This is a genomic window from Rouxiella aceris (genome assembly GCF_012933545.1).
Taxonomy (GTDB): domain Bacteria; phylum Pseudomonadota; class Gammaproteobacteria; order Enterobacterales; family Enterobacteriaceae; genus Rouxiella; species Rouxiella aceris.
Genome location: NZ_JAADJU010000001.1, coordinates 36,391 through 59,979 on the forward strand (window position 1 = coordinate 36,391; position 23,589 = coordinate 59,979).

Below are 23,589 nucleotides of genomic sequence, written 5' to 3' on the forward strand. Positions count from 1 at the left end.
CTGCTTTATCATCTTTGCCAAACAGCGTTTTGTCATCTATTTATCAATAGGCTGCGCACTTATGTCTGATTCGTTTCTGTCTAAAAATCTGGTTCATTTGGCTCTGCCGCATCAGGTAGAGATCACCCGTGCCTTCCCGGAACCGCCTGCGTCGCCCATCAGCTATCCCGATGAGGATCTTAATCGTCAATCGCTTAAACAGCATATGGACGAATTTCAACTCTGGCTGGCAGATGCCTTTAACTGTGGACAAAGCGTAGAGGAGTTGGTCGCCGCACGTTCGCTGTATATTGACCATATGCTGCAACGGCTGTGGGTGTTTTACGGTTTTGACAAGATCCCGGAAACCGCCATGGTGGCCGTTGGCGGTTATGGTCGCGGCGAGCTGCATCCGCTCTCCGATATCGATGTGCTGGTGTTGAGCCAAAAACGACTCGGTGACGAGCAAGCGCAGCGCGTGGGTGAACTGATCACTCTGTTATGGGATCTGCGACTGGAAGTCGGCCATAGCGTACGAACCCTGGAAGAGTGCCTGCTTGAAGGCCTGGCGGATTTGACCGTCGCCACCAATATGATTGAGTCACGGCTGATTTGCGGCGATGTGGCGCTGTTCCTGAATATGCAAAAACATATTTTCAGCGACGGCTTCTGGCCCTCCCCTACCTTCTTTCGTGCCAAAATTGCCGAGCAGCAGGAGCGCCATCTGCGCTATCACGGCACCAGTTATAATCTTGAGCCGGATATTAAAAGCAGCCCCGGTGGCCTGCGCGATATCCATACCCTGTTATGGGTCGCCCGTCGCCATTTTGGTGCCACCTCCCTGGACGAGATGGTTCGCTTCGGCTTTCTGACCAAAGCAGAACGCAATGAAATCAATGAATGCCAAAGCTTTCTGTGGCGCATTCGCTTTGCGCTGCACCTGATCCTGCCCCGTTATGACAACCGCTTGCTGTTCGATCGCCAACTGAATGTGGCGCAACTGCTGCAATATCAGGGCGAAGGCAATCAGCCGGTTGAACGCATGATGAAAGATTTCTATCGCATGACGCGCCGCGTTGGCGAATTAAATCAGATGTTGCTGCAGCTGTTTGACGAAGCCATTTTGGCGATTGGTCCCAATGAAAAACCACGCCCGCTGGATGACAACTTCCAACTGCGTGGCGACCTGATTGACGTCCGCGACGAGACGCTGTTTACCCGTCAGCCGGAAGCCATTCTCAGCATGTTTTATCTGATGGCGCGCCACCCGGAAATCACCGGTATTTATTCCACCACCGTCCGTTTGTTGCGTCATACCCGCCGTCATTTGCAAACACCGCTGTGCACCATCCCGCAGGCTCGCGATATTTTTATGGCTATCTTGCGTCACCCCGGTGCCGTTAGCCGTGCGCTGGTGCCGATGCATCGCCATAGCGTACTCTGGGCCTATATGCCGCAGTGGGGGCTGATTGTCGGCCAGATGCAGTTCGATCTGTTCCATGCCTATACTGTTGATGAACATACCGTTCGCGTGCTGCAAAAACTGGAGAGCTTTGCCGACGAAGAGACGCGGCCAAGTCATCCGCTGTGCGTGGATCTCTACTCGCGCCTGCCGCAGCCGGAATTACTGCTGATGGCGGCACTGTTCCACGATATTGCCAAAGGGCGAGGCGGTGACCACTCAATACTTGGTGCCCACGATGCCCAGGAGTTTGCCGAGCTGCACGGGCTGAACTCCAACGAAAGCCAACTGGTTTCCTGGCTGGTGCGCTGTCACCTGCTGTTGTCGGTTACCGCTCAGCGTCGCGATATTCAGGACCCGACCGAAATACAGCAATTCGCCACCGAAATGCAGAATGAAAACCGGCTGCGTTATCTGGTCTGTCTGACCGTCGCCGATATCTGCGCCACCAATGAAACGCTGTGGAACAGCTGGAAGCAGAGCCTGATACGCGAACTCTACTTCGCTACCGAAAAACAGTTGCGTCGCGGTATGCAAAATACCCCCGACCTGCGCGAAAAAGTTCGTCATCACCGCCTGCAGGCCCTGGCTCTGCTGCGCATGGACAATATCGACGAAGAGGCACTGCACAAAATCTGGGGCCGTTGCCGCTCGGATTATTTTCTGCGCCACACGCCAAATCAGCTGGCCTGGCATGCCCGCCATTTGCTCGACCATGACTTCAGCAAACCGCTGGTACTGATCAGCCGTCAGCCGACGCGCGGCGGCACCGAGATTTTTATCTGCAGCCGGGATAAACCCTACCTGTTTGCGGCGGTGGCCGGGGAACTGGACAGGCGCAATCTAAGCATTCACGACGCGCAGATCTTTACCAACCGCGACGGCATGGCGATGGATACCTTTATCGTGCTGGAACCGGACGGTCAACCGCTGGCCGCGGATCGTCATGAAACTACGCGTTTTGCGCTGGAGCAGGCCATACTTCAGGCTTATCAACCGCCACGCGCCCGTCGGCCCTCCTCCAAGTTGCGCAATTTCAGCGTACCGACCGAGGTCAGTTTCCTGCCGACGCATACCGATCGCCGCACCTATATGGAACTGGTGGCCCTCGATCAGCCCGGCCTGTTGGCCCGCGTCGGTGAAGTGTTGGCCGACCTTGGCGTCTCGCTGCATGGTGCGCGCATCTCTACCATCGGCGAACGGGTAGAAGACTTGTTTATCCTCGCCAACAGTGAGCGTCGGGCGCTGGATAAACAGACCCGCGAGGAAATTGAGCACAGATTAACTGCGGTGCTCAACCCCTTCGATAAAATATGATACAAGTAAGCTTTGGCATTTAACTTTCAACATCACAACCCAACGTGATTGAGGTGACAGCCCGGCGGCAACCCGCAAATGCTGCGGTAAGGGTGCAGACCGGTGACTGTAGCGTCAAGAACCGAGGTTTTATCAGGTAAAGAGAACTTTATGCAGCAACTACAAACCGTTATTGAACAAGCCTTCGAGCGCCGTGCAGATATCACTCCGGCTAACGTTGACAGCGCAACGCGCGACGCGATTAACCAGGTCATCAACAAAATCGACAGCGGCGAACTGCGCGTAGCTGAAAAGATTAACGGTGAATGGGTAACCCATCAGTGGCTGAAGATGGCGGTACTTCTCTCTTTCAGAATCAATGACAATCAGGTGATGGAAGGGGCAGAAAACCGCTTCTACGACAAAGTACCCATGAAATTCGCCGACTACGACGAAGAGCGCTTCAAACGTGAAGGCTTCCGCGTTGTGCCTCCGGCCGCGGTACGTAAAGGCTCGTTTATCGGCCGTAACGTAGTACTGATGCCTTCTTACGTCAATATCGGCGCTTACGTCGACGAAGGCACCATGGTTGATACCTGGGCCACCGTAGGTTCTTGTGCGCAGATTGGTAAAAACGTGCACCTGTCTGGCGGCGTGGGTATCGGCGGCGTGCTGGAACCGCTGCAGGCCAACCCGACCATCATCGGCGACAACTGCTTTATCGGCGCACGCTCCGAGATCGTTGAAGGTGTTATCGTTGAAGACGGCTGCGTGATTTCCATGGGCGTCTATATTGGTCAGAGCACCAAGATTTATGACCGTGAAACCGGTGAAGTTCACTATGGCCGCGTACCTGCCGGCTCTGTGGTGGTTTCAGGTAACCTGCCTTCTAAAGATGGCAAATACAGCCTGTATTGTGCAGTGATCGTCAAAAAGGTTGATGCCAAGACATTAGGCAAAACCGGTCTTAATGAGTTATTGCGCTCTATCGACTAAACTAGGAAAGCGGGTGATTACCCGCTTTTTTGGCAGTATGACGGCGCTTACCCCCGCCAGATTTCAAGGGATAGTCAGCTGGCAGATCGTGCAGCCAACCCACCTGTAATTTGAAAGATGATGGCTAAACATGGCATACGTCAACAATTAGGATCGCCGTTGAGTTCATCATGTTTTCAGATAGCAATAATTTCGCGTATAAACTAAATATAAAGGTGCCGCTATGTATGACAACCTGAAAAGCTTGGGTATTAGTAATCCTGATGACGTGGATCGTTACAGCCTGCGTCAGGAGGCAAATAACGACATTCTGAAGATTTATTTCCGCAAAGATAAAGGTGAGTTTTTTGCCAAAAGCGTAAAATTCAAATACCCGCGTCAACGTAAAACCATTGCCGCCGACAATGCAGGCCAGGGCTATAAAGAGATCAACGAAATCAGCCCTAACCTTCGTTACGTTATTGATGAACTAGATAAAATCTGTCAGCACGAACAGGTTGAAGTCGATCTGAAACGCAAGATCCTTGACGATCTGCGCCATCTTGAATCTGTGGTTGCCAACAAGATTTCCGAGATTGAATCCGATCTGGAAAAACTGACCAGCGGTCGCTAAACGGCCTGAAAAGATAAGCGATGGGCGGCCATATCAGCCGCAAAAAAATGGATCCCCAGTCGCCGCTGTAACCAGTGACTGGGGTGACACAGCAAGAGCCATTATTCCGACCGCGTCTGTCGGTCAATAACACCGTTAAACCAGCTGAGTTGCCCACTTCTCCACCCAAGGAAGTGCCACGGTTTCAGGTTCCGGCTGTTCAATAGCGTCAATTTCCAGCATATCTCCCATCCGCATCGCTCCCTGTTCCTGCAACAGATCGTCAATCTTATGACCTCCGCCGCAGAAGAAATCGTAGCTGCTGTCACCCAGTGCAATAATGCCGTAGCGCAGCTCAGGTTGATAACCGACCTGATCGCGAATGGCGGTATATAACGGCACTATGCTGTCAGGTAAATCCCCCTGACCGGTACTTGAGGTAATAAGCAATACAAAGTGGTGGCGATAATATTGCCAGGCCTCCAGTGTGCCCTCCTCAAAAAGCTTAACCTGATGCCCTTTTCCCTTTAGCAGAGTCTCTGCTTCTTCAGCCACCAGCAATGCATTGCCATAGACGGTACCCACAAAAATGCCAATTTCTGCCATGCGGTTCACTCCCTCGGGTTACCCAAATATTGTCTGGCTATCCTGACCGGAGTTCAGGGGAAACTCAACCCTTTCCAACTCACTGACTGCTCCCTGCCAGGCAAAACGTTCAATCAGTTGCTGCCAACGACTGTCCCAGCGCGCACGGATGGTTAGCATCTCGCCGGTCACAGGATGAGGTAGCTGTAACTGGCTGGCGTGCAGCATTAATCCGGGACAGCCAAAGTGTTGCACCATGCCGCGATTTTGTTTTAAATCGCCGTGGGCGCTGTCGCCAATAATCGGATGGCGCAGATGCGACATATGGCGACGCAGCTGATGCTTGCGTCCGGTTTGCGGGGTCAGTTCAACCAGGCTATAGCGTGCGCTGTCATAACGCCCGATGGCCACCGGCATCTCTTGCCTGGCAAGTACCCGATAGTGGCTGACCGCAGGCTGAGGTGCCTTGTCGATATCGGCAAATTTATCGGCAATTTTATCGCGCTCTTCCGTCAGCGCGTAATCGACAATCCCGTCTTCCAGAACAAAGCCACGCACCACCGCATGGTAAACCTTGGTCATCTGGTGCTGTTCAAGCTGTTGTGACAGCAGGCGTGCCACCTCGCTGGATAACGCCAGCAGCAGTACCCCGGAGGTAGGCTTGTCGAGGCGATGAACGGTAAATACATGCTGCCCAATCTGATCACGCAATGTCTGCATCACAAAAACGGTTTCATGCCGGTCCAGCCAACTGCGATGCACCAGCATACCGGCTGGCTTGTTGACCGCAATCAGGTGTTCATCCTGATACAAAATTTCCAGCATTTCAGTCTTCTATATTCAGTAAATCGTCAAGGCGTTGCAGCACATTATGCAGACGAACGACGCCTGGCATGGCCACTTCATAATAAGGCGTAATGGCAAAACGGGTGGGTAACGGGGCTTCTGCTGCCAACAGCGCATACATACGCGGAATAAGGATCCACTGTAGCCACTGTTCTGCCGACATAGTATCCACGGCAAAAGGCTCGCTGCTGTCAAAGGCATCCGGCTCTGGCGGCATAGACTGCCATAAAGCCAATTCATGCATAACCTGCTCAATATCCTGCAATATTTCGCGGACCTGGTTCTCTGTACTCATCAATAACTCTCTGCATTGGACATGTTCGGGGTAGCTATGCCGCGCTGAAAAGGGGCAAAGCATAACATTGAAGCCACAGCGGCCCAAATTCTGCCGTTCAGATGATATTCCTTCAGTTATCTTTATTAAGCATAGCGGCTTTAGCTCAGCCATCAGTTTTTCGTAGTGGTACAGCGAACCAACTGCGGGCAGAATAAGCCCACTTTACACAAACTGATTTTAACCATGCCTGCAAACTCGCTCGCCCCACATAAAAAATACGCCACCCCGGCTAAAGCCATGATCGCCTGTGTCTCTGGCTATGCCATGGATGGCTTTGATCTGTTAATTCTTGGTTTTATGCTGCCAGTGATCGCCAGTGAATTAGGCCTTAATGCCTCACAAAGCGGTTCGTTGGTCACCTGGACACTGATCGGTGCCGTACTCGGCGGCGTGATTTTTGGACCGATCAGCGACCGCTTTGGCCGCATCCGCATCCTGACCCTGACGATTCTGATCTTCTCGCTGTTTACCGGTCTTTGCGCCACCGCGCAAGGATACTGGGACTTGCTAACCTATCGCACACTGGCCGGTGTCGGACTTGGCGGCGAATTTGGTATTGGTATGGCATTGATTGCCGAGGCCTGGCCGCTGGAAAAACGCAATCGCGCCTCGGCCTATGTGGGCATGGGTTGGCAATTAGGGGTACTGCTGGCCGCCTTTCTGACGCCATTACTGCTTGGCACCATTGGCTGGCGTGGCATGTTTTTGGTCGGGCTGGTCCCGGCACTGGCCTCGTTTCTTATCCGTCGCACCATGGGTGAACCGCAAGCCTTTGCGCACCAGTCCAACAGTCAACAGCATCTGCCCTTGCTGACCCGCCTTCGCCTGCTGTTTAAAGACCGGGCAACCAGCAAATGCAGTCTGGGCATTCTGATCCTCTGCTCGGTGCAGAACTTTGGTTATTACGGCCTGATGATCTGGATGCCCAGTTATCTTTCCAAAAACTTTGGCTTCTCGCTGACCAAATCCGGGATGTGGACCGCAGTCACGGTGATCGGCATGACCTTCGGCATCTGGCTGTTTGGCGTGCTTTCTGACCGCTTTGCACGCTGGAAAATTTTTCTGATTTATCAGGCAGGGGCAGTGGTGATGGTGCTGTGCTATGCGCAGCTTAAAGATCCCGTGATGATGCTGATTGCCGGCGCGGTGATGGGTATGTTTGTCAACGGCATGATTGGCGGCTATGGCGGATTGATCTCGGATAGTTACCCGGTCAATGTTCGCGCCACCGCGCAGAATGTATTGTTTAACCTCGGGCGCGGTGTCGGCGGTTTTGGTCCTCTGGTCATTGGCCTGCTGGCCTCGCAGATTGCCTTTAGCGCCGCCATTAGCCTGCTGGCGGGGATTTATTTACTGGATATCTTGGCGACGCTGTTTTTGCTGCCAAAAACGCAGAGTCAGGCCGAGGACAGTCTGGGAGCTATTGGTTAGACGGGATAGTCAAAGCAGAATGCAGCCGCTGGCTGCCAGCAAAAAGTTGGGGGTACTGTTTGCACAGTACCCCCGGTTCGTTTTATAGCAATCCAGCTACCTGTGTGCTCCCTGCTCAATCCCTGAAAACTTTTCCTATGGTTATCCTAACCAGCCATCCTTTGCATCGTCCTACTTTCATCCTGACGTATCATCCTGGTCATCCTGACGATCATCCTTTAGTCTTCCTGACCCGCCAAACTTCCTGTTTTGGCTCTCAATCTCCGTCCTGGAGGTGTCCCTTGTTTCGTCCTGAAACATCCTGGCAAGTTCCTCTGCCGTCCTGACTCATCCTGAGCCTTTCCCCTTCTTGATGAAATCGCCATCATCCTAATGTTCGATTTCATGCCTTCCCTGCGGCAAGTTAAGAATCGTCGATTTTGCCCCTTAAGACAAGGCATCCTACAAGGCTTACAACATTGACAAAGACTCAATAAAGGCAACGAATTGATATAACATTATAATATTATTGCTATTTATTAATTCAAAAAGAAACGATAAAAGGGAAATTAACGAGATCTCTTACAGCTTTTGTGAGAGATCTCTTACACGCACGTAAGCCAAATTTCCCGGGGAGGAACGGTCAGAAAATTGCGGGGGAGGACATTGTAAGAAATTCGGCCAGCGATGACGAGAGGATCGTCCTTTTTTTACTGCCAAATTGTTCCAGCACCACTTCACCGCTCAGGTTACATAACGAAATCAGCATTAACTCGGAATCGGTGGTTGCCAGAAACAGCGTGGGCGACAGCTTAAGACGCTTTTGGGTGATCAAGTGGCCAATCAGGTTTTCCTGCAGACGCAGAAAGTCCTCCTCACTCCAGACCTGGACCAATGTAAAATCATGATCGAGAAAACGGGCGGTCATATCACCGGCAAACTGAGTGGTGTAAAACGCATGAGCCTCAGGCCGCAGCTGTAGATCGAGGGCACGTTCAACATTGTCCAGCGTTGACTGTGGAGTAAATGGCTGGGGCAGCCAAAAAACCTGATCATCACTGCTGCTTTGCGCGCAAGGTGACGCCACGCCAAACAGTGATTCGCTGCCGGGCGCACGGCCCGTTTCCTGCTGCCAGAGGTCTACATAGCGTCGGGTAAATCCCCGCAGGGCATCAGAAACATTAAGGTCCATATTTTTTCTCATCTTCAGGCTAAGCTGTACGGTAAACTAGTGGCATATTTCCATTGTACCTTTCTCTTATCAAGGTGACAGCATGTCTTCTTATCAGGATAACCCCGCTCTTTCGCAACTGACCCTCGGCAAGGCGACCCCTTATCGCGATCAGTATGATGCCAGCTTGCTACAGGCGGTTCCGCGTAGTATGAACCGCGAACCCCTGGGTCTATATCCCGACGCCCTGCCTTTTCACGGGGCGGATATCTGGACGCTGTATGAACTCTCTTGGCTGAATGCTCGCGGTCTGCCACAGGTGGCAGTGGGCGAAATCAGTTTGCAGGCCGACAGCATCAATCTGATCGAGTCCAAAAGTTTTAAACTCTATCTCAACAGCTTTAATCAAACAAAATTTGCTGACTGGGCCAGCGTACAGCAGACACTGGAAAAGGATCTTGCTGCCTGCGCGCAAGGCCGGGTCAGCGTCAGCCTGCACAAATTGCAGGAGGTGGAAGACTCGCGTATTGGCCGCTTTGCCGGCATTTGCATCGACGAGCAGGATATCGAGATCAGTGATTATGCCTTTAGCACCGACCCGCTACTGAACGCCGCCGATAAAGATCACATTGTCGACGAAACCCTGGTCAGTCATTTGCTGAAATCAAACTGTTTGATCACCCATCAGCCCGACTGGGGTTCGGTGCAAATTCACTACCGCGGCCCGGCGATCAACCGCGAAGCACTGCTGCGCTATCTGGTGTCATTCCGCAATCACAATGAATTCCATGAGCAGTGCGTCGAGCGCATTTTTAATGATCTGCTGCGTTTTTGCCAGCCCGCGACCCTCGCCGTCTACGCGCGTTATACCCGCCGTGGTGGCCTGGATATCAATCCATGGCGTGCCAATTACCTGTTTGAACCGGCTACCGCACGACTTGTTCGCCAATAACCCGCCACTTTGCTCAATAACTAAGCTAACGGTTAGCGAGCAATGGTAAAAGCGCAGGGACAGGGTTACTGTTAAATCATTACCCGTAGACCCTGCGGCTTTCACCATAATAATGTATCCCTGATGACCACTGACAGCGGCAATGCGGCTTGCCAACGGACTCGCGACTTGAGTACGGAAGTCGGCCAAAGCATCGCTGACGCCAGAAGGCAGATGGGGATAGGGATAAAAGGAGCAACCTTGATTACACATATCAGCCCATTGGGTGCAATGGATTTGTTGTCGCAGTTAGAAGTGGACATGCTCAAGCGCACGGCAAGCAGCGACTTGTATCGCCTGTTTCGCAATTGCTCTTTGGCGGTGCTTAACAGCGGCAGCCAGACTGACAGCAGCAAAGAGCTGCTGGAACGCTATGAAAGCTTTGATATCAATGTATTACGCCGTGAACGTGGCGTAAAACTTGAGCTGGTCAATCCACCGGAAGACGCCTTTGTTGATGGCCGCATTATCCGTTCGCTGCAGGCAAATCTGTTTGCCGTGCTGCGCGACATTCTGTTTGTTAATGCACAAATCAGCAGCGCCGGTCGTTATCAGCATCTGGATAAGGAAAACTCTGCCCATTTAACCAACCTGGTATTCTCCATCCTGCGTAATGCCCGCACGCTGCACCTGGATGAAGATCCGAATATGGTGGTGTGCTGGGGCGGCCATTCCATTAATGAAATTGAATATCAATATGCGCGCAACGTTGGTAGCCAGTTAGGGCTGCGCGAACTGAATATTTGCACCGGTTGCGGTCCGGGAGCGATGGAAGCGCCAATGAAAGGTGCTGCGGTGGGCCACGCGCAGCAGCGCTACAAATCAGGGCGCTTTATCGGTATGACCGAGCCGTCGATTATTGCCGCCGAGCCGCCTAATCCGCTGGTCAATGAGCTGGTGATCATGCCGGATATTGAAAAACGCCTTGAGGCCTTTGTGCGTATTGCTCATGGCATCATTATCTTCCCCGGTGGTGTGGGCACCGCCGAAGAGCTGCTCTATCTGCTGGGCATCTTGATGGATCCGCAAAACAGCGATCAGGTTTTACCACTGATCCTCACCGGGCCAAAAGAGAGTGCCGACTACTTTAAGGTGCTTGACGCCTTTATCCGCGACACCCTCGGCGACGAAGCGCAAAAACACTACAGCATTATTATTGACGATGCGACGGAAGTGGCGCGCCAGCTCAAGCGTGCCATGCCATTGGTTAAAGAAAACCGTCGCAACAGCGGTGATGCCTACAGCTTCAACTGGTCAATCCGCATTGCGCCCGATCTGCAACTGCCATTTGAGCCAAACCATGAAAATATGGCCAATCTCAATTTGCATCTTGACCAGCCGCCAGAGCAGCTTGCTGCCGCCTTGCGTCGTGCCTTCTCGGGTATTGTCGCCGGTAATGTGAAAGAAGGCGGCATTCTGGCCATCGAGCAACATGGTCGCTTTAAGTTGCATGGCGATCCGCAGTTGATGACCAAGATGGACAGCCTGCTGCAAGGCTTTGTGGCCCAGCACCGGATGAAGCTGCCGGGGACCGCCTATATCCCTTGCTATGAAATCTGTTCCTGACAAATTTTCGAGTTATCCCGCATTTTTTCATCTCCACAAGGGGCAGCGCTTGCTGCTCCTTTTCTTTTGCTGTTACCCTTAACCCATGAAAATTCATCTACTTATTATTGACGCGCTCAATTTGATCCGTCGAATTCATGCTGTTCAAGGCTCCCCTTGCGTGGTGGCTTGCCAGCATGCGGTCAATCAGTTGATCCAACACTCGCAGCCCAGCCATGCGGTGGCAGTGTTTGATGAAGACGATCGTCACGACAGTTGGCGACATCAATGCCTGCCTGACTACAAGGCCGGGCGCTCGCCCATGCCGGATAATTTGTTTGCCGAACTGCCGGAACTGAAAGCCGCTTTTGCCAGCCAGGGGATTGCCAGTTGGCATGCCGTCGGCCAGGAAGCCGACGATCTTGCTGCCACCTTGAGCGCCAAAGTGACCGGTGCCGGGCATCAGGTCACTATTGTCTCCACCGACAAAGGCTATTGCCAGCTACTGGCTCCCGAGGTACAGATCCGTGATTACTTTCAAAAACGCTGGCTGGATATGCCTTTTGTGCAGTCGAGTTTTGGCGTGCTGCCTGCGCAACTGACGGACTATTGGGGACTGGCGGGGATCAGCAGTAGCAAAATTCCGGGCGTACCGGGGATTGGCCCGAAAACGGCGGCAATTTTACTGAATCAGTACCCCACGCTGGAGGTGCTTTATCAGCATCTGGATGAGGTACCGGAAAAGTGGCGAGGAAAACTGCGCGAACACCAGGAGATGGCCTATTGCTGCCGCCGTGTGGCAACGCTGCAAACGGACGTGGTACTGAAAGGCAACTTACAGCAGTTGCGGCTCAAACCCTGAGCCGCACCCCTCGGCCAGCGCTAATATCAGCGTCTGGCCAATCAGAGACAATTAAGAACGTTCGTCACGACGGCCAGGCACTGCCGCCCAGAAACGACGAATATGCACCGTCACTTCTTCGCGGTCGTGATAGAGCTGCTTGGCGAACACTTCAACATTAATATGATTTTCTGCCATACGTTCTTTAATGCGCTCAAGAATTTGCGCCACTTCTTCATAGCGTTTTTTCATTGGCAGCTTAAGGTTGAAAATGGCTTCGCGACACCAGCCGTTGACCAGCCAGTCACACATCAGCGACGCGACCTTGGCCGGCACTTCCACCATATCGCACACCAGCCAGTAAATATTGGTGCGGGTCGGCTTATATTTAAAACCGTCTTCACGATGATGGGTTACCTGTCCGGTTTCCATTAGGCTCGGCGCCATTGGCCCATTATCGATGGCATCGACCATCATGCTGCGTTGCACCAGTTGATAGGTCCAGCCGCCCGGGCAAGCGCCGAGATCAACCGCATACATACCACTGGCCAGACGCTCTTCCCACTCATCGGCCGGAATAAAGACATGAAAAGCCTCTTCCAGTTTCAGCGTTGAACGGCTTGGCGCTTCGGAAGGAAACTTGAGTCGCGGAATACCCATATAAAACGGCGAGTTGTTATTGCTATAGGAATAGCCGACATAACAGCAGCCGGAGGCAATAAAGAAGACGTGCACCACCGGGCGCAGCGCATTCTCTTTTCTGCCCAGAATACGACGTTCACGCAAGGCAGAACGCAGCGGCACCGTCAGTTTGCGACAGAACTTGGTCAGTTCCTTGCTTTCGTTGGTATCCGGTACTTCAACGCGCAGCTCCCCGCCGTTGCTGATCACCCCCTGCAACATACCGACAATAGGCGTCACCCGGTCTTCCGGCGGCAAGTCTTTTAACAGCTCACCCACCACGATCATCTGACGAGCAAAAATCAGTTCACGGAAGGGAATTTCTTTCGCCAGGCGGTCGGCATCTTCCAGTTGATAGCACTCAAACAAGACATAACCGCTGTCTTCTTTCACGCGAGCAAAACCGAAAATTTCCAGCGCTGCCGCTTTGGCAGTGATTTCCGCGGCGCATTCTTTTTCAAAACCCGAGCGGCAGTAGAGTGCAACTTTATTATTCATGGCGTTGTGCCTTTTTTCCCAGACGCAGCGCGCCGACTAACATCAAAATCCAACCGATCAAAAAGAAGGTTCCGCCGATCGGAGTAACAAAGACCCATAACTTGAGTCCGGACAGCGCCAGGCAATACAGGCTGCCGCTGAATAAAACGGTGCCCAGAGCCAGACAGGCGCCGCTCCAGTAAAACCAAAAGCTGCTGTGACGCTGCATGGCAACGCCCAGCGCCAGCACTGCCAGCGTATGAATACTCTGGTAGTTTAATCCGGTCTGGATCCAGGCCATTTCGGCCGATCCCAGAGACTGGCTTAATACATGCGCACCAAATGCGCCGAATGCAACATAGACAAAGCCGCTGATGGCGGCAAAGATCAACATTGAACGACTGGTCATTAACGTTACCTGTTATCGTTGTTATTAGGTATCAACTCTACCCTGTCCGCAGCCCGTTGCCGACGCAACCACTGGCTGCGGGTTATACCTGCGCCTGATCGAAACGAAAGCGCAGTTTTTCTTGTTCGCTGGCAGCGCGGGCGAGGATCCACTGACGAAAGGCGGCTATTTTACCCAGTTCTGCCTGACTGTCATGACAAACCAGATAAAAAGCATTTTTACTGATTAAAACTTCATTAAACGGACAAACTAACCGCCCCGCTTCAATTTCGGTTTGCGCCATCACGTTGTTCGCCAGGGCCACGCCCTGACCATGCACCGCAGCCTGTACTACCATCGCGCTATGGCTGAAGATCGGCCCCTGCTGGACATTAATATGCTGTAATCCCAGTTGGCGCGTATAGGCCAGCCAGTCTCGTCGTGAGGCATCATGCAATAAAGTGTGTTTTGCCAGATCCTCAGGGGTCTTGAGGGCATTATCTCCCATCAACAGGGACGGTGCACAAACCGGCAACAAATATTCGGCATACAGACGTTCAGTGCGTAGTCCCGGCCAGTTGCCACGACCGTGGAAAATGGCGACATCCACGTCATCGGACAATTTATCTTCTTCGCGATCGACCGCCTGGATACGCACATCGATCCCCGGATAAGCTGCATTAAAGCTGGACAGGCGCGGTACCAGCCATTGAATGGCAAAGCTTGGCGGCAAACTGACGGTTAACGCCCCCTTGGCACTGCGCGCCTGCAGCTTGCGCGTTGCTTCATTGAGCGCCGAAAAAATTTCTTTAATATCGAGATAATAGCTTTGTCCCTCTTCGGTCAGTAACAACGAGCGGTTACGCCGACGAAACAATTTCAAGCCTAAAAAGTCCTCAAGTGACTTGATCTGATGGCTTACGGCCGCCTGGGTAACAAAAAGCTCCTCGGCCGCCTTGGTAAAGCTCAGGTGCCGGGCCGCCGCGTCGAATACACGCAATGCGTTAAGTGGAGGTAATCGTTTTGACATGAAATGGATACTTCTTATTCAAGCTGCGGATCAAAGAGCCGAGCGCAAGTTTAGTTATTAGTTTTTTTAATCCGAGACATTATAAATTGTCCCTTGAGGATGTACAGGCAAAAACCTATAGTTGCGCCACTTCCAGTAGCCGGAACGAAAAGTTGAGTGGTATGAGGATGCCGTGATGCTTTTGGCTTGTGGTGGTGATGTTGTGTTTGTATTGTCTGGCAATCCAGACCGGTAGCGTAACGCGCTACAAATTTTCACTTCCTGTACATTACCCTGTCTGTCCAAAGTGATTTTTCAGCACCGCAATTTGCGGTGCTTTTTTTTATCTGCAGGATCTGGAAGCAACAGTTGGCCGGGAACGGCCGGAAGGGTAAAACGCGAGCGGTTATTGCTGCCAGACTACGCCTGAACGTAGCAAATACGGTGCTTCCCGCCCTGGAAAGACACCGATGATGGATTATTTACCTTCAGCCATCTCTTTTACATCTGACTTATTGATCTGCTGTTTGTTACCATAGGCGTCAGTATAGCTGATCATACCGGTATCACTGTCGGTGCTGGGTTTGCCTTGGGCGACGATAGTACGGCCATCGTTGGTATGCATCACATAGTTGCTTGAACAAGCAGCCAGCGTACCGGCCAGTAAAACAGCTGAAACTACGGCGAAGATCTTCTTCATAATTAACTCCTGTGGATTAAAATGCTTGTATTAACGAATAAACGATTCGTTAAAATTTCGCAGACATCGTAATTCAGCATAACAAGCTTCTGGTATATTTCCAGGTAAGCATTCCTAAAATGGATATAGACACCACATCGTGCATTCCACTACCGTCGGTCAGACAGGACTACTATGACGCCTTTTGATTTCACCGATTTTCGCCGCCATTTCCCGGCGTTGTGCACAGATGACGCGTCGCCTTGGTGCTATCTGGACAGCGCAGCAACGGCGCTTACCCCGCAGAAAGTGATCGACGCCACGGTGAACTATTACCAGCATACGGCAGCAACGGTGCATCGCAGTCAGCACAAGGCAGCACAATCCCTGACCCAGGACTACGAGGACGCCCGGCAGCGAGTGGCGGAATTTATCCATGCGCCCCAGGCGGCGGATATTGTCTGGACCCGCGGCACCACCGAGTCGATAAATCTGGTGGCGCAAAGCTATCTGCGTCCGCGGCTGCAACCCGGCGATGAAATCATCGTCAGTCAGGGTGAACATCATGCCAATCTGATCCCCTGGCTGATGGTGGCGGAGCAATGTCAGGCCAGAGTAGTCACCTTACCGCTGAATCAGGATTTTTTGCCGGATCTGCAGGCGCTGCCCGCGCTGCTCAATTCCCGCAGCCGCTTGCTGGCCATTAGTCAAATGTCCAACGTTACCGGCGGGCAACCCGACCTCGCCACGGCTATCGCCCTGTGTCATGCCAATCACACGCCGGTACTGGTCGACGGTGCGCAGGGAGTGGTACATGCCCCCGCAAACGTGCAAGCCCTGGATATCGACTTTTACGCCTTTTCCGGGCACAAACTTTATGGCCCTACCGGCATTGGCGTGCTGTACGGCAAAAGTGCGTTGCTGGAGTCGATGTCTCCCTGGCACGGTGGCGGGAAAATGCTCACCCAGGCGACAATGCAAGGCTTTGTCGCGCAAAAGGTGCCGCATCGCTTTGAAGCAGGCACCCCCAATATTGCCGGGGTGCTGGGTTTAGCCGCCGCGCTGGACTGGCTGGCTGGTTTTGATCTGTCGGCAGCAGAAAACTACTGCGCACAACTGGCAACGCTTGCCGAAAACAGACTCAGCCAGTTGCCCGGATTTCGCAGTTTTCGCCGCAGCAACGCCTCCATTCTGGCCTTCGCGATTGCCGGTGTTCATGCCAGCGATATCATTGCCCTGTTGGCGGAGAAAGGGGTGGCGCTACGCGCCGGTCAGCACTGCGCGCAACCGCTGACCGAAGCGCTGGGGGTGAGCGGGACCCTGCGCGCGTCCTTTGCCCCCTATAATAGCGAAGAAGACGTTACCCGCCTGGTGCAGGCGGTTGAGTTCGCCCTTGAGTTGTTGGCAGACTAAAGGTCGCGCTGACTGTTGATAAAGAGAGAGAATATGTTAGCCCCACACCCCTTTGGTTATGATATTACCCCACAGTCGCTAAGCGAAAAATTCGCCGCCTTCCGCCAATGGGAAGACCGCTATCGTCAGTTGATCCTGTTGGCTAAAATGTTGCCGGCGCTCGATCCGGCGCTGAAAACCGCCGATATTGAGCTATCTGGCTGTGAAAATCGCGTTTGGCTGGGCTATGAAAAACTACCTACCGGCGGGATTCATTTCTATGGAGATAGTGAGGGACGCATCGTTAAAGGATTGCTGGCAGTGTTGTTGACCGGTGTAGAAGGAAAAACGCCGCAGGCGATCCTGGCACAGGATCCGTTGGCGTTATTTGATGACTTACAGCTACGCGATCAACTCAGCAGCAGTCGCGCCAGCGGGCTGGCAGCATTATCCCAGGCGGTGCTTAATATTGCCCGCCAGTTGAGTTAACTGACAACCGTCTACAGGCTCAGGCGGTAGTCGCCGCTGATTTTGCCGCTTCTGTCGCTTCGCGCTGCGACTTGGCGATCATTTTTTTCAGCACATGGGAAACGGCCACAAAACCAAAGGTGGCAGTTACCATGGTGGCAGCGCCAAATCCCGAGGCACAGTCCATCTTTTTCGGGCCTTCTGCCGTTGCCCGCGAGGCACAGACGGAGCCGTCCGCTTGCGGATACATCAGCGGCTCACTGGAAAATACGCAATCAATCCCCAGCTTGCCCTTATTGTTTTTCGTCACGCCAAAATCATTTTTCAGTCGCTCGCGCAGCTTGGCGGCCAGCGGATCCTGGATCGTCTTGGCTAAATCCACCACCTCGATACGCGTCGGGTCAATTTGACCGCCTGCACCGCCGGTAGTGACCACCGGGATTTTATAACGGCGGCAATAAGAGAGCAGCGCCGCCTTCGGACGCACGCTGTCTATGGCATCGATCACATAGCTGTAATGACGATCGAGCATCTCAGCCACGTTATCCGGGGTGATAAAATCGTCAATGCAGGTCACCTGGCATTCCGGGTTAATTGCCAGAATGCGCTGCGCCATCACTTCCGTTTTCGATTGCCCGACGTTTTCACGTAATGCATGGATCTGCCGATTGGTATTGGTGACACAGACATCATCCATATCAATCAGCGTGATGGCGCCAATACCGGTACGCGCCAGCGCCTCGGCTGCCCAAGAGCCCACCCCACCGATACCGATCACACAGACATGGGCAGCAGAAAACAGCGCCAGGGCCTGCTGACCATATAAACGGGCAGTACCGCCAAAACGTTGTTGATAAGCCTCAGAGTAGCCTGCTGCCATGAAATCTGTCCTCTCTCTACAATAAATGGGGGTCTGCAATAGTATGCAGACCTTAGCGACCAGGATATTACACCGCCAGGCCGTTACTCCTGATTGGCGGTAAATAGCGGCTTAGCGCTTTGCGCCGATTTTAACACCCATACGCGCCCATAGTGATTATAAAATCCGGCGGCATGTCCGGCGTCGGCACCAATGCCCTGATACATATCAAAATGTTGTCCTTTGATCGCGCCACCGACATCCAGCGCGACCATCAGGCGTAAATGATATTTGCCGGTAAATTTGCCGTTATTGTCCAGTTCGGGGACTTCGGCCAGCAACGTGGTACCTGACGGGATCAGCGAACGGTCAGAGGCGACAGAAGCCTTGGCCACCAGTGGAACCCCCGCCGCACCGCGCACCGGCGCAAAAGGCTGCGGTTTAAAGAAGACGTAAGACGGGTTCTGCTCCAGCAGCTCCAACACCTCTGCCGGGCTATGGGTATCAGCCCAGTGACGGATCGCCTGCATCGACATATCCTGTCGCGCCACTTCGCCACGGTCGATCAACACCTTGCCTATGCTGCGATAGGCATGACCATTTTTGCCGGCGTAGCTAAAGAACATCATTGGACGCCCGTCGCCATAGTCAACATAGCCGCTGCCCTGCACTTCCATCATAAAGTTATCCATCAGCGAGTTGGTATAGGCGATGGCCAGATTGCTGCTCAGCGCACCGGCATAGATGGCAGTACGATCGGGTAAGCGGCCATGCCCCTTGGATGGCATGCGATACAGCGGATACTGGAACTCGCCCTGTGGCGTATAACGGGCCTGCACCACTGGCGTATAGTAGCCGGTGAACTGCACGTTACCGAAATTGTCTGCGCCTTCCATCTGATAGGCACTGATACCGTATTGCGCCAGGTTGCGTGTATCGGCTCCCGAACGCACCCACTGCTCAACGGCGTTAAAGGTATCGTTATTGCGACTATAGAGAGAGCCAGAGGCATACTGCACCTCCAAAACCTGATCGACATAATCCTTGGCATTTACCGGCTTGCCGGTAGCATTGGGTTCGTTGACATACTCAAGCGCATTATCCAGCCTGCCATCTTTATATTGCTGACCACGATCGGTAGGGCGTGAAGAACAGCCCGCCAACACAGCGATCACTACGCCAGTCAGCAAATATTTGGTCCATCGTCCGTTCATTAATGCACTCTCTTGCTCAGGGATAAAGATAAAATCCGTACCCTGTCGATTTCAGGATGCAGCAAGGCGGCAACCAAATGGATCCGTGGGTGCGTAGTCTACTCACTGACCGGAATGAATAAGGGAAGCCAATGCCGCTGCAATCTGAATGATGAAGGGTATTCGCGTGAAACGATAACAAAGGGGGAATCAGAAGGGAATTGTGGCGAACAAAAAAAACTTTAACGGGAAATGGCAGGAATAAGCAGCGTAATGAACAAAAATAGAGCAATAAACTGCTTTATGTCAATCAAATACAAAAAGAGGTTGCAACAATTCTCACGCAGAGTATAGTTCGCCTCCATCGGACGCGGGGTGGAGCAGCCTGGTAGCTCGTCGGGCTCATAACCCGAAGGTCGTCGGTTCAAATCCGGCCCCCGCAACCAATTCGATATGCTGCGGCACGAATTGAATAGCGCGTTCGATAAGTAAGTGTTTTAACTGATGAAGTAATAGAGTAGTATACGGACGCGGGGTGGAGCAGCCTGGTAGCTCGTCGGGCTCATAACCCGAAGGTCGTCGGTTCAAATCCGGCCCCCGCAACCAACTTGTTTGTTCATGGTTTACCGTGAAAACAAAGCGGTTAAAGCGTACGTAAGTAAAACAGAAAATAGTAAGACGGACGCGGGGTGGAGCAGCCTGGTAGCTCGTCGGGCTCATAACCCGAAGGTCGTCGGTTCAAATCCGGCCCCCGCAACCAATCTTATGATCGTGTTAAAAACAAGCACCCATCAGGGTGTTTTTTTTTGCCTGCTATTTAGCCTTTTCTCAGATTATCTTCTGGCCAACATGCCGCCATCGGCGAAATAGGCTTTTATCCCCGCCAGTATCGACTCAGCCACCTGTTGCTGAAAATGCGCAGTGCGCAGTTTGCGTTCCTCGCTGATATTGCTGATAAAGGCCGTTTCAACCAGGATTGACGGAATATCCGGTGCCTTCAATACCGCGAACCCTGCCTGATCCACCTGATGTTTGTGTAAATGATTCACCTTACCCATGCGCGTCAGCACTTCATGACCAAATTTCAGGCTGTCATTAACGGTCGCGGTCTGTACCAAATCAAATAAGGTATGATCGAGATAGCGGTCGCCGCTTTTACTGACCCCACCGATGTTATCCGCCTCATTTTGCGTATGCGCCAGAAAACGCGCCGCCGCGCTGGTTGCGCCTTTGGTCGATAGTGCAAACACCGAGGAACCCCGTGCGGCAGGGCTGGTAAAGGCATCGGCATGAATAGAGATAAACAGATCGGCGCGCTGCTTGCGGGCTTTGGCTACGCGCACCTTGAGGGGGATAAAAATATCCTCGTTGCGGGTCATAAACACCGCCATATTGGGTTGTTGCTTAATCAGCCGCTGCAAGCGCCTGGCAATTTGCAGCACAACGTCTTTCTCGCGGGTTTTATATTTGCCAATAGCACCGGGATCTTCACCACCGTGGCCCGGATCCAACATAATAACAATGGGCCGTTCATGTCCGGCCTTGCCGTCTTTGGCTTGCTCCGGGGGTAAGGTGCGCGCGACATCCCCACGGTTATAATCTTCCAGCAGCGCCAGCAAGGGATCGTCCTGTTCGCCACCACGATTTTGCTCCGGATAAAGATCGATCACCAGCCGATGACGAAACTCCGCCACCGGTGGCAGCCTGAACAGATGTGGGCTGATAGTCTGCTTGAGCTCAATCACCAGCCGCAACGTGGTTTTGGTGAACTGGCCGACGCGCAGTTGTTTGATATAGGGATCGCTGGCGCTGATTTTGCCGCCCAGACCTTTGAGCACCGAATTAAGCTGTACACCGGCAATGTCCACCACCACCCGCGCAGGGTTAGACAAAATAAGCTGTTGGTAATTGAGCGGCGAGTTCGATTCGAGGGTAATACGGGTATAGGTAGAGGAAGGCCAGACACGAACGGCAACAATCTGCGGGCCGGCAGCCAAACCCACGCCACTGACGCTTAACAACCAGGTTGCTGCTGCGCTTTGTAAAAGACGGCGTCGGCCAGAGTTATGTCGTTGGTCAGGCATAAAAGCTCAATCTATCCAAAAAGATCAACAAAAGTAACCTATTACAATAAGAGAAACTTTACCCAATCTCTGGCTGACTGTCACCCCATGGCCTCAAGAAAACCCTCGTTGCCATGCGATAACGCCACGTAAATCTATAAAAATGCCCGGTTTTCAGGTCCGTTTCTTTGTCGACAAGAATGACCGAAGTCCTCCGGTTATTAAATGAGATATAAAATTAATACCATATAAACAAAGAGTTAATTAATAACAGAACCTGTACCGACATAAAAACAGAGAGGGTATGCTTCTTCTCCAGCCAATAAATTGATGAGGTCAATAATGAAAAAAGTAAAAATAGCCCTGCTGTTAGTGATGGCCTGTTGGACAACGGGGGTAATGGCACAAGAGCAGGTAAAACAGGAGGTACTGCTAAAAACCTCCCAGTCGTGGGATGGCGTGGCCTATAAAGGTTATCCAGCAGGAGAACCGGAAATCACCGTGCTAAAAATCATCATCCCTCCTAACACGTCATTACCCTGGCATACCCATCCGATGCCAAATGCAGCCTATGTCCTTGCCGGTGAACTGACGGTCGAGAAAAAACAGGACGGTAGCAAACGTCAGCTACATGCGGGTGAAACCCTGCCAGAAATGGTCGACGCCCTGCATCGGGGCTATACCGGCAAAGATGGCGCCACCTTGATTGTGTTTTATGCGGGCAGTAAAGGACAAGCGCTCAGCCATAAGCAACCCTGAGTCACAGAGATAACCCTGGACAGTTTTGCCTTCAATTCTCGGCCCTTACCCACTTTGAGTCTTTTAAATTGAATTGAATGTCAAAAACAGAGATTTCCTACTTGCCACGCAGCCATAAAAGAATAAAAATACGAAAATTACGAATAAAAATGCAAAAGAGGTTTTGCCGTGAAGGAACGAAGCACTGAACTGGTCCAGGGTTTTCGCCACTCAGTTCCCTATATTAATGCTCACCGGGGTAAGACTTTCGTTATCATGCTCAGTGGTGAAGCTATTGAACATGAGAATTTCACAAATATAGTCAATGATATCGGGCTGTTACACAGTCTCGGCATCCGGCTGGTTGTGGTTTATGGCGCCCGTCCACAAATCGACAGCAATCTGTCTGAACATGACTATCAACCGATTTATCACAAAAATACCCGCGTCACCGATGCCAGAACCCTGGAACTGGTGAAACAGGCCGCCGGTTTATTGCAGCTGGATATTACCGCTCGCCTTTCTATGAGCCTTAATAATACGCCACTGCAGGGCGCGCATATTAACGTAGTCAGCGGTAACTTTATTATCGCTCAGCCATTGGGCGTGGATGACGGCGTCGACTATTGCCACAGTGGTCGTATTCGCCGTATTGACGAAGAGGCGATCCATCGTCAACTCGACAGCAATGCCATTGTGCTGCTTGGCCCGGTTGCCGTCTCGGTTACTGGCGAAAGTTTCAATCTGGTCTCTGAAGAAGTGGCCACCCAACTTGCCATCAAATTAAAAGCCGAGAAGATGATTGGTTTTTCTTCTGCGCAAGGGGTTATTGATAACCAGGGCAAAATTATCTCCGAGCTGTTCCCTAACGATGCACAAGACCGCATTGAGGCCATGGAACAGCAGGATGATTACCAGTCGGAAACCGTGCGCTTTCTGCGCGGGGCGGTTAAAGCCTGCCGCAGCGGCGTGCGCCGTAGTCACTTGATCAGTTATCAGGAAGACGGTGCCTTGATCCAGGAACTGTTCTCCCGTGACGGTATCGGCACCCAGGTGGTGATGGAGAGCGCCGAGCAGGTTCGTCGCGCGACCATTAATGATATTGGCGGTATTCTTGAGCTGATCCGCCCGCTGGAACAGCAGGGGATCCTGGTTCGTCGTTCCCGTGAACAGCTGGAAATCGAAATCGACAAGTTCACCATTATCGAACGCGATAACCTGACCATTGCCTGCGCGGCACTCTATCCTTTCCTTGATGAAAAGATTGGTGAAATGGCCTGCGTGGCGGTTCATCCGGATTATCGCAGCTCGTCTCGTGGTGAAATGCTGTTAAAACGCGTGGCCAGTCATGCCAGACAAATGGGGCTAACTCGGCTGTTTGTGCTGACCACCCGCAGCATTCACTGGTTCCAGGAACGCGGCTTTCAGCCAGCCGAAGTGGACGTTTTGCCGATCCAGAAACAAGAGATGTACAACTATCAGCGACGTTCAAAGATTCTGATCGCTGACCTGTGATCCAGGCGGCAATTCAGCAGCCAGTCGGCGGTAAAACGCCGACTGGCTGGCAGCGACTATTGATTTAGCGCTGAAC

Annotated in this window: 22 protein-coding genes and 3 tRNA genes; 14 read left to right on the top strand and 11 right to left on the bottom strand. The window is 52.4% G+C overall.

Features of this window, described 5'->3' with window-relative positions; genetic code table 11:
• Nucleotides 1–61 precede the first annotated feature (61 nt).
• The 3 genes from glnD (at nt 62) to GW590_RS00190 (ending at nt 4,346) form a co-directional block, all read left to right on the top strand.
• On the top strand, nt 62–2,758 hold the full coding sequence (gene glnD / locus GW590_RS00180; RefSeq protein WP_169401023.1) for a bifunctional uridylyltransferase/uridylyl-removing protein GlnD: 2,697 nt from the start codon (nt 62–64) through the stop codon (nt 2,756–2,758).
• A gap of 150 nt (nt 2,759–2,908) precedes the next feature.
• A complete protein-coding gene (dapD, locus tag GW590_RS00185) occupies nt 2,909–3,733 on the top strand; it encodes a 2,3,4,5-tetrahydropyridine-2,6-dicarboxylate N-succinyltransferase (protein WP_169401024.1) in 825 nt (274 codons plus the stop codon).
• A 223-nt stretch (nt 3,734–3,956) separates the two neighbouring features.
• Nucleotides 3,957–4,346 carry a DUF3461 family protein gene (locus GW590_RS00190; RefSeq protein ID WP_169401025.1) on the top strand — a complete coding sequence of 130 codons (390 nt, stop codon included), beginning with the start codon at nt 3,957–3,959 and terminating at the stop codon, nt 4,344–4,346.
• Nucleotides 4,347–4,481: 135 nt separating this feature from the next.
• Here GW590_RS00190 and GW590_RS00195 read toward each other — a convergent pair whose 3' ends face one another.
• The 3 genes from GW590_RS00195 to GW590_RS00205 are packed head-to-tail and all read right to left on the bottom strand — an operon-like array spanning nt 4,482 to nt 6,051.
• A complete protein-coding gene (locus tag GW590_RS00195; RefSeq protein WP_169401026.1) occupies nt 4,482–4,931 on the bottom strand; it encodes a flavodoxin in 450 nt (149 codons plus the stop codon).
• A gap of 18 nt (nt 4,932–4,949) precedes the next feature.
• On the bottom strand, nt 4,950–5,735 hold the full coding sequence (gene truC, locus GW590_RS00200; RefSeq protein ID WP_169401027.1) for a tRNA pseudouridine(65) synthase TruC: 786 nt from the start codon (nt 5,733–5,735) through the stop codon (nt 4,950–4,952).
• A gap of 1 nt (nt 5,736) precedes the next feature.
• Entirely contained in the window at nt 5,737–6,051 is a 315-nt protein-coding gene (locus tag GW590_RS00205) for a YqcC family protein (protein ID WP_169401028.1), read from the bottom strand.
• Between the two features lie 225 nt (nt 6,052–6,276).
• Between GW590_RS00205 and GW590_RS00210 the strand changes: the two genes are divergently transcribed.
• Nucleotides 6,277–7,524 (top strand): MFS transporter, encoded by a 1,248-nt coding sequence (locus GW590_RS00210; protein ID WP_169401029.1) that lies wholly within the window; start codon nt 6,277–6,279, stop codon nt 7,522–7,524.
• A gap of 622 nt (nt 7,525–8,146) precedes the next feature.
• Here the strand turns inward: GW590_RS00210 and syd are convergent.
• Nucleotides 8,147–8,695, bottom strand: coding sequence for a SecY-interacting protein (gene syd, locus GW590_RS00215; RefSeq protein WP_169401030.1), 549 nt, complete (start codon nt 8,693–8,695; stop codon nt 8,147–8,149).
• Between the two features lie 82 nt (nt 8,696–8,777).
• Here syd and queF point away from each other — a divergent pair, with 82 nt between their 5' ends.
• The 3 genes from queF to xni all read left to right on the top strand — a co-directional run bounded on the left by queF (nt 8,778) and on the right by xni (nt 12,072).
• Nucleotides 8,778–9,626 carry an NADPH-dependent 7-cyano-7-deazaguanine reductase QueF gene (gene queF / locus GW590_RS00220; protein ID WP_169401031.1) on the top strand — a complete coding sequence of 283 codons (849 nt, stop codon included), beginning with the start codon at nt 8,778–8,780 and terminating at the stop codon, nt 9,624–9,626.
• Nucleotides 9,627–9,866: 240 nt separating this feature from the next.
• The gene (gene ppnN / locus GW590_RS00225; RefSeq protein WP_169401619.1) at nt 9,867–11,231 is read left to right on the top strand and encodes a nucleotide 5'-monophosphate nucleosidase PpnN; all 1,365 of its coding nucleotides are present in this window, start codon (nt 9,867–9,869) and stop codon (nt 11,229–11,231) included.
• Nucleotides 11,232–11,316: 85 nt separating this feature from the next.
• On the top strand, nt 11,317–12,072 hold the full coding sequence (xni, locus tag GW590_RS00230) for a flap endonuclease Xni (protein ID WP_169401032.1): 756 nt from the start codon (nt 11,317–11,319) through the stop codon (nt 12,070–12,072).
• A gap of 51 nt (nt 12,073–12,123) precedes the next feature.
• On the opposite strand, the gene rlmM is transcribed toward xni, so the two are convergent.
• From rlmM to GW590_RS00250, 4 genes are all read right to left on the bottom strand, one after another.
• Nucleotides 12,124–13,230, bottom strand: a complete 1,107-nt coding sequence (gene rlmM, locus GW590_RS00235) for a 23S rRNA (cytidine(2498)-2'-O)-methyltransferase RlmM (protein WP_169401033.1) — start codon at nt 13,228–13,230, stop codon at nt 12,124–12,126.
• Complete coding sequence (locus GW590_RS00240) at nt 13,223–13,618, bottom strand: DUF423 domain-containing protein (protein WP_211186573.1); 396 nt, start codon at nt 13,616–13,618, stop codon at nt 13,223–13,225. The genes rlmM and GW590_RS00240 overlap by 8 nt, the downstream gene beginning before the upstream one ends.
• 82 nt (nt 13,619–13,700) lie before the next feature.
• Nucleotides 13,701–14,627 (bottom strand): transcriptional regulator GcvA, encoded by a 927-nt coding sequence (locus tag GW590_RS00245; protein ID WP_169401034.1) that lies wholly within the window; start codon nt 14,625–14,627, stop codon nt 13,701–13,703.
• 457 nt (nt 14,628–15,084) lie between these two features.
• A complete protein-coding gene (locus tag GW590_RS00250) occupies nt 15,085–15,306 on the bottom strand; it encodes a YgdI/YgdR family lipoprotein (protein WP_169401035.1) in 222 nt (73 codons plus the stop codon).
• A 174-nt stretch (nt 15,307–15,480) separates the two neighbouring features.
• Between GW590_RS00250 and csdA the strand changes: the two genes are divergently transcribed.
• Complete coding sequence (gene csdA, locus GW590_RS00255) at nt 15,481–16,698, top strand: cysteine desulfurase CsdA (protein ID WP_169401036.1); 1,218 nt, start codon at nt 15,481–15,483, stop codon at nt 16,696–16,698.
• Nucleotides 16,699–16,731: 33 nt separating this feature from the next.
• A complete protein-coding gene (gene csdE / locus GW590_RS00260; protein ID WP_169401037.1) occupies nt 16,732–17,166 on the top strand; it encodes a cysteine desulfurase sulfur acceptor subunit CsdE in 435 nt (144 codons plus the stop codon).
• A gap of 19 nt (nt 17,167–17,185) precedes the next feature.
• Here the strand turns inward: csdE and tcdA are convergent, their stop codons facing one another.
• Nucleotides 17,186–18,025, bottom strand: a complete 840-nt coding sequence (gene tcdA / locus GW590_RS00265) for a tRNA cyclic N6-threonylcarbamoyladenosine(37) synthase TcdA (protein WP_169401038.1) — start codon at nt 18,023–18,025, stop codon at nt 17,186–17,188.
• Nucleotides 18,026–18,108: 83 nt separating this feature from the next.
• Nucleotides 18,109–19,218 carry a murein transglycosylase A gene (gene mltA, locus GW590_RS00270; RefSeq protein WP_169401039.1) on the bottom strand — a complete coding sequence of 370 codons (1,110 nt, stop codon included), beginning with the start codon at nt 19,216–19,218 and terminating at the stop codon, nt 18,109–18,111.
• Nucleotides 19,219–19,566: 348 nt separating this feature from the next.
• Between mltA and GW590_RS00275 the strand changes: the two genes are divergently transcribed.
• The 3 genes from GW590_RS00275 to GW590_RS00285 all read left to right on the top strand — a co-directional run bounded on the left by GW590_RS00275 (nt 19,567) and on the right by GW590_RS00285 (nt 19,957).
• A tRNA-Met gene (locus GW590_RS00275) sits at nt 19,567–19,643 on the top strand.
• Nucleotides 19,644–19,726: 83 nt separating this feature from the next.
• Nucleotides 19,727–19,803: transfer RNA gene (locus GW590_RS00280), tRNA-Met, on the top strand.
• A 77-nt stretch (nt 19,804–19,880) separates the two neighbouring features.
• Nucleotides 19,881–19,957: transfer RNA gene (locus GW590_RS00285), tRNA-Met, on the top strand.
• Nucleotides 19,958–20,030: 73 nt separating this feature from the next.
• Here the strand turns inward: GW590_RS00285 and amiC are convergent.
• Complete coding sequence (amiC, locus tag GW590_RS00290; protein ID WP_169401040.1) at nt 20,031–21,281, bottom strand: N-acetylmuramoyl-L-alanine amidase AmiC; 1,251 nt, start codon at nt 21,279–21,281, stop codon at nt 20,031–20,033.
• Between the two features lie 321 nt (nt 21,282–21,602).
• Here amiC and GW590_RS00295 point away from each other — a divergent pair, with 321 nt between their 5' ends.
• On the top strand, nt 21,603–22,019 hold the full coding sequence (locus GW590_RS00295; protein ID WP_235955817.1) for a cupin domain-containing protein: 417 nt from the start codon (nt 21,603–21,605) through the stop codon (nt 22,017–22,019).
• 168 nt (nt 22,020–22,187) lie between these two features.
• Nucleotides 22,188–23,513, top strand: coding sequence for an amino-acid N-acetyltransferase (gene argA / locus GW590_RS00300; RefSeq protein WP_169401042.1), 1,326 nt, complete (start codon nt 22,188–22,190; stop codon nt 23,511–23,513).
• The last annotated feature ends 76 nt before the right edge of the window (nt 23,514–23,589 follow it).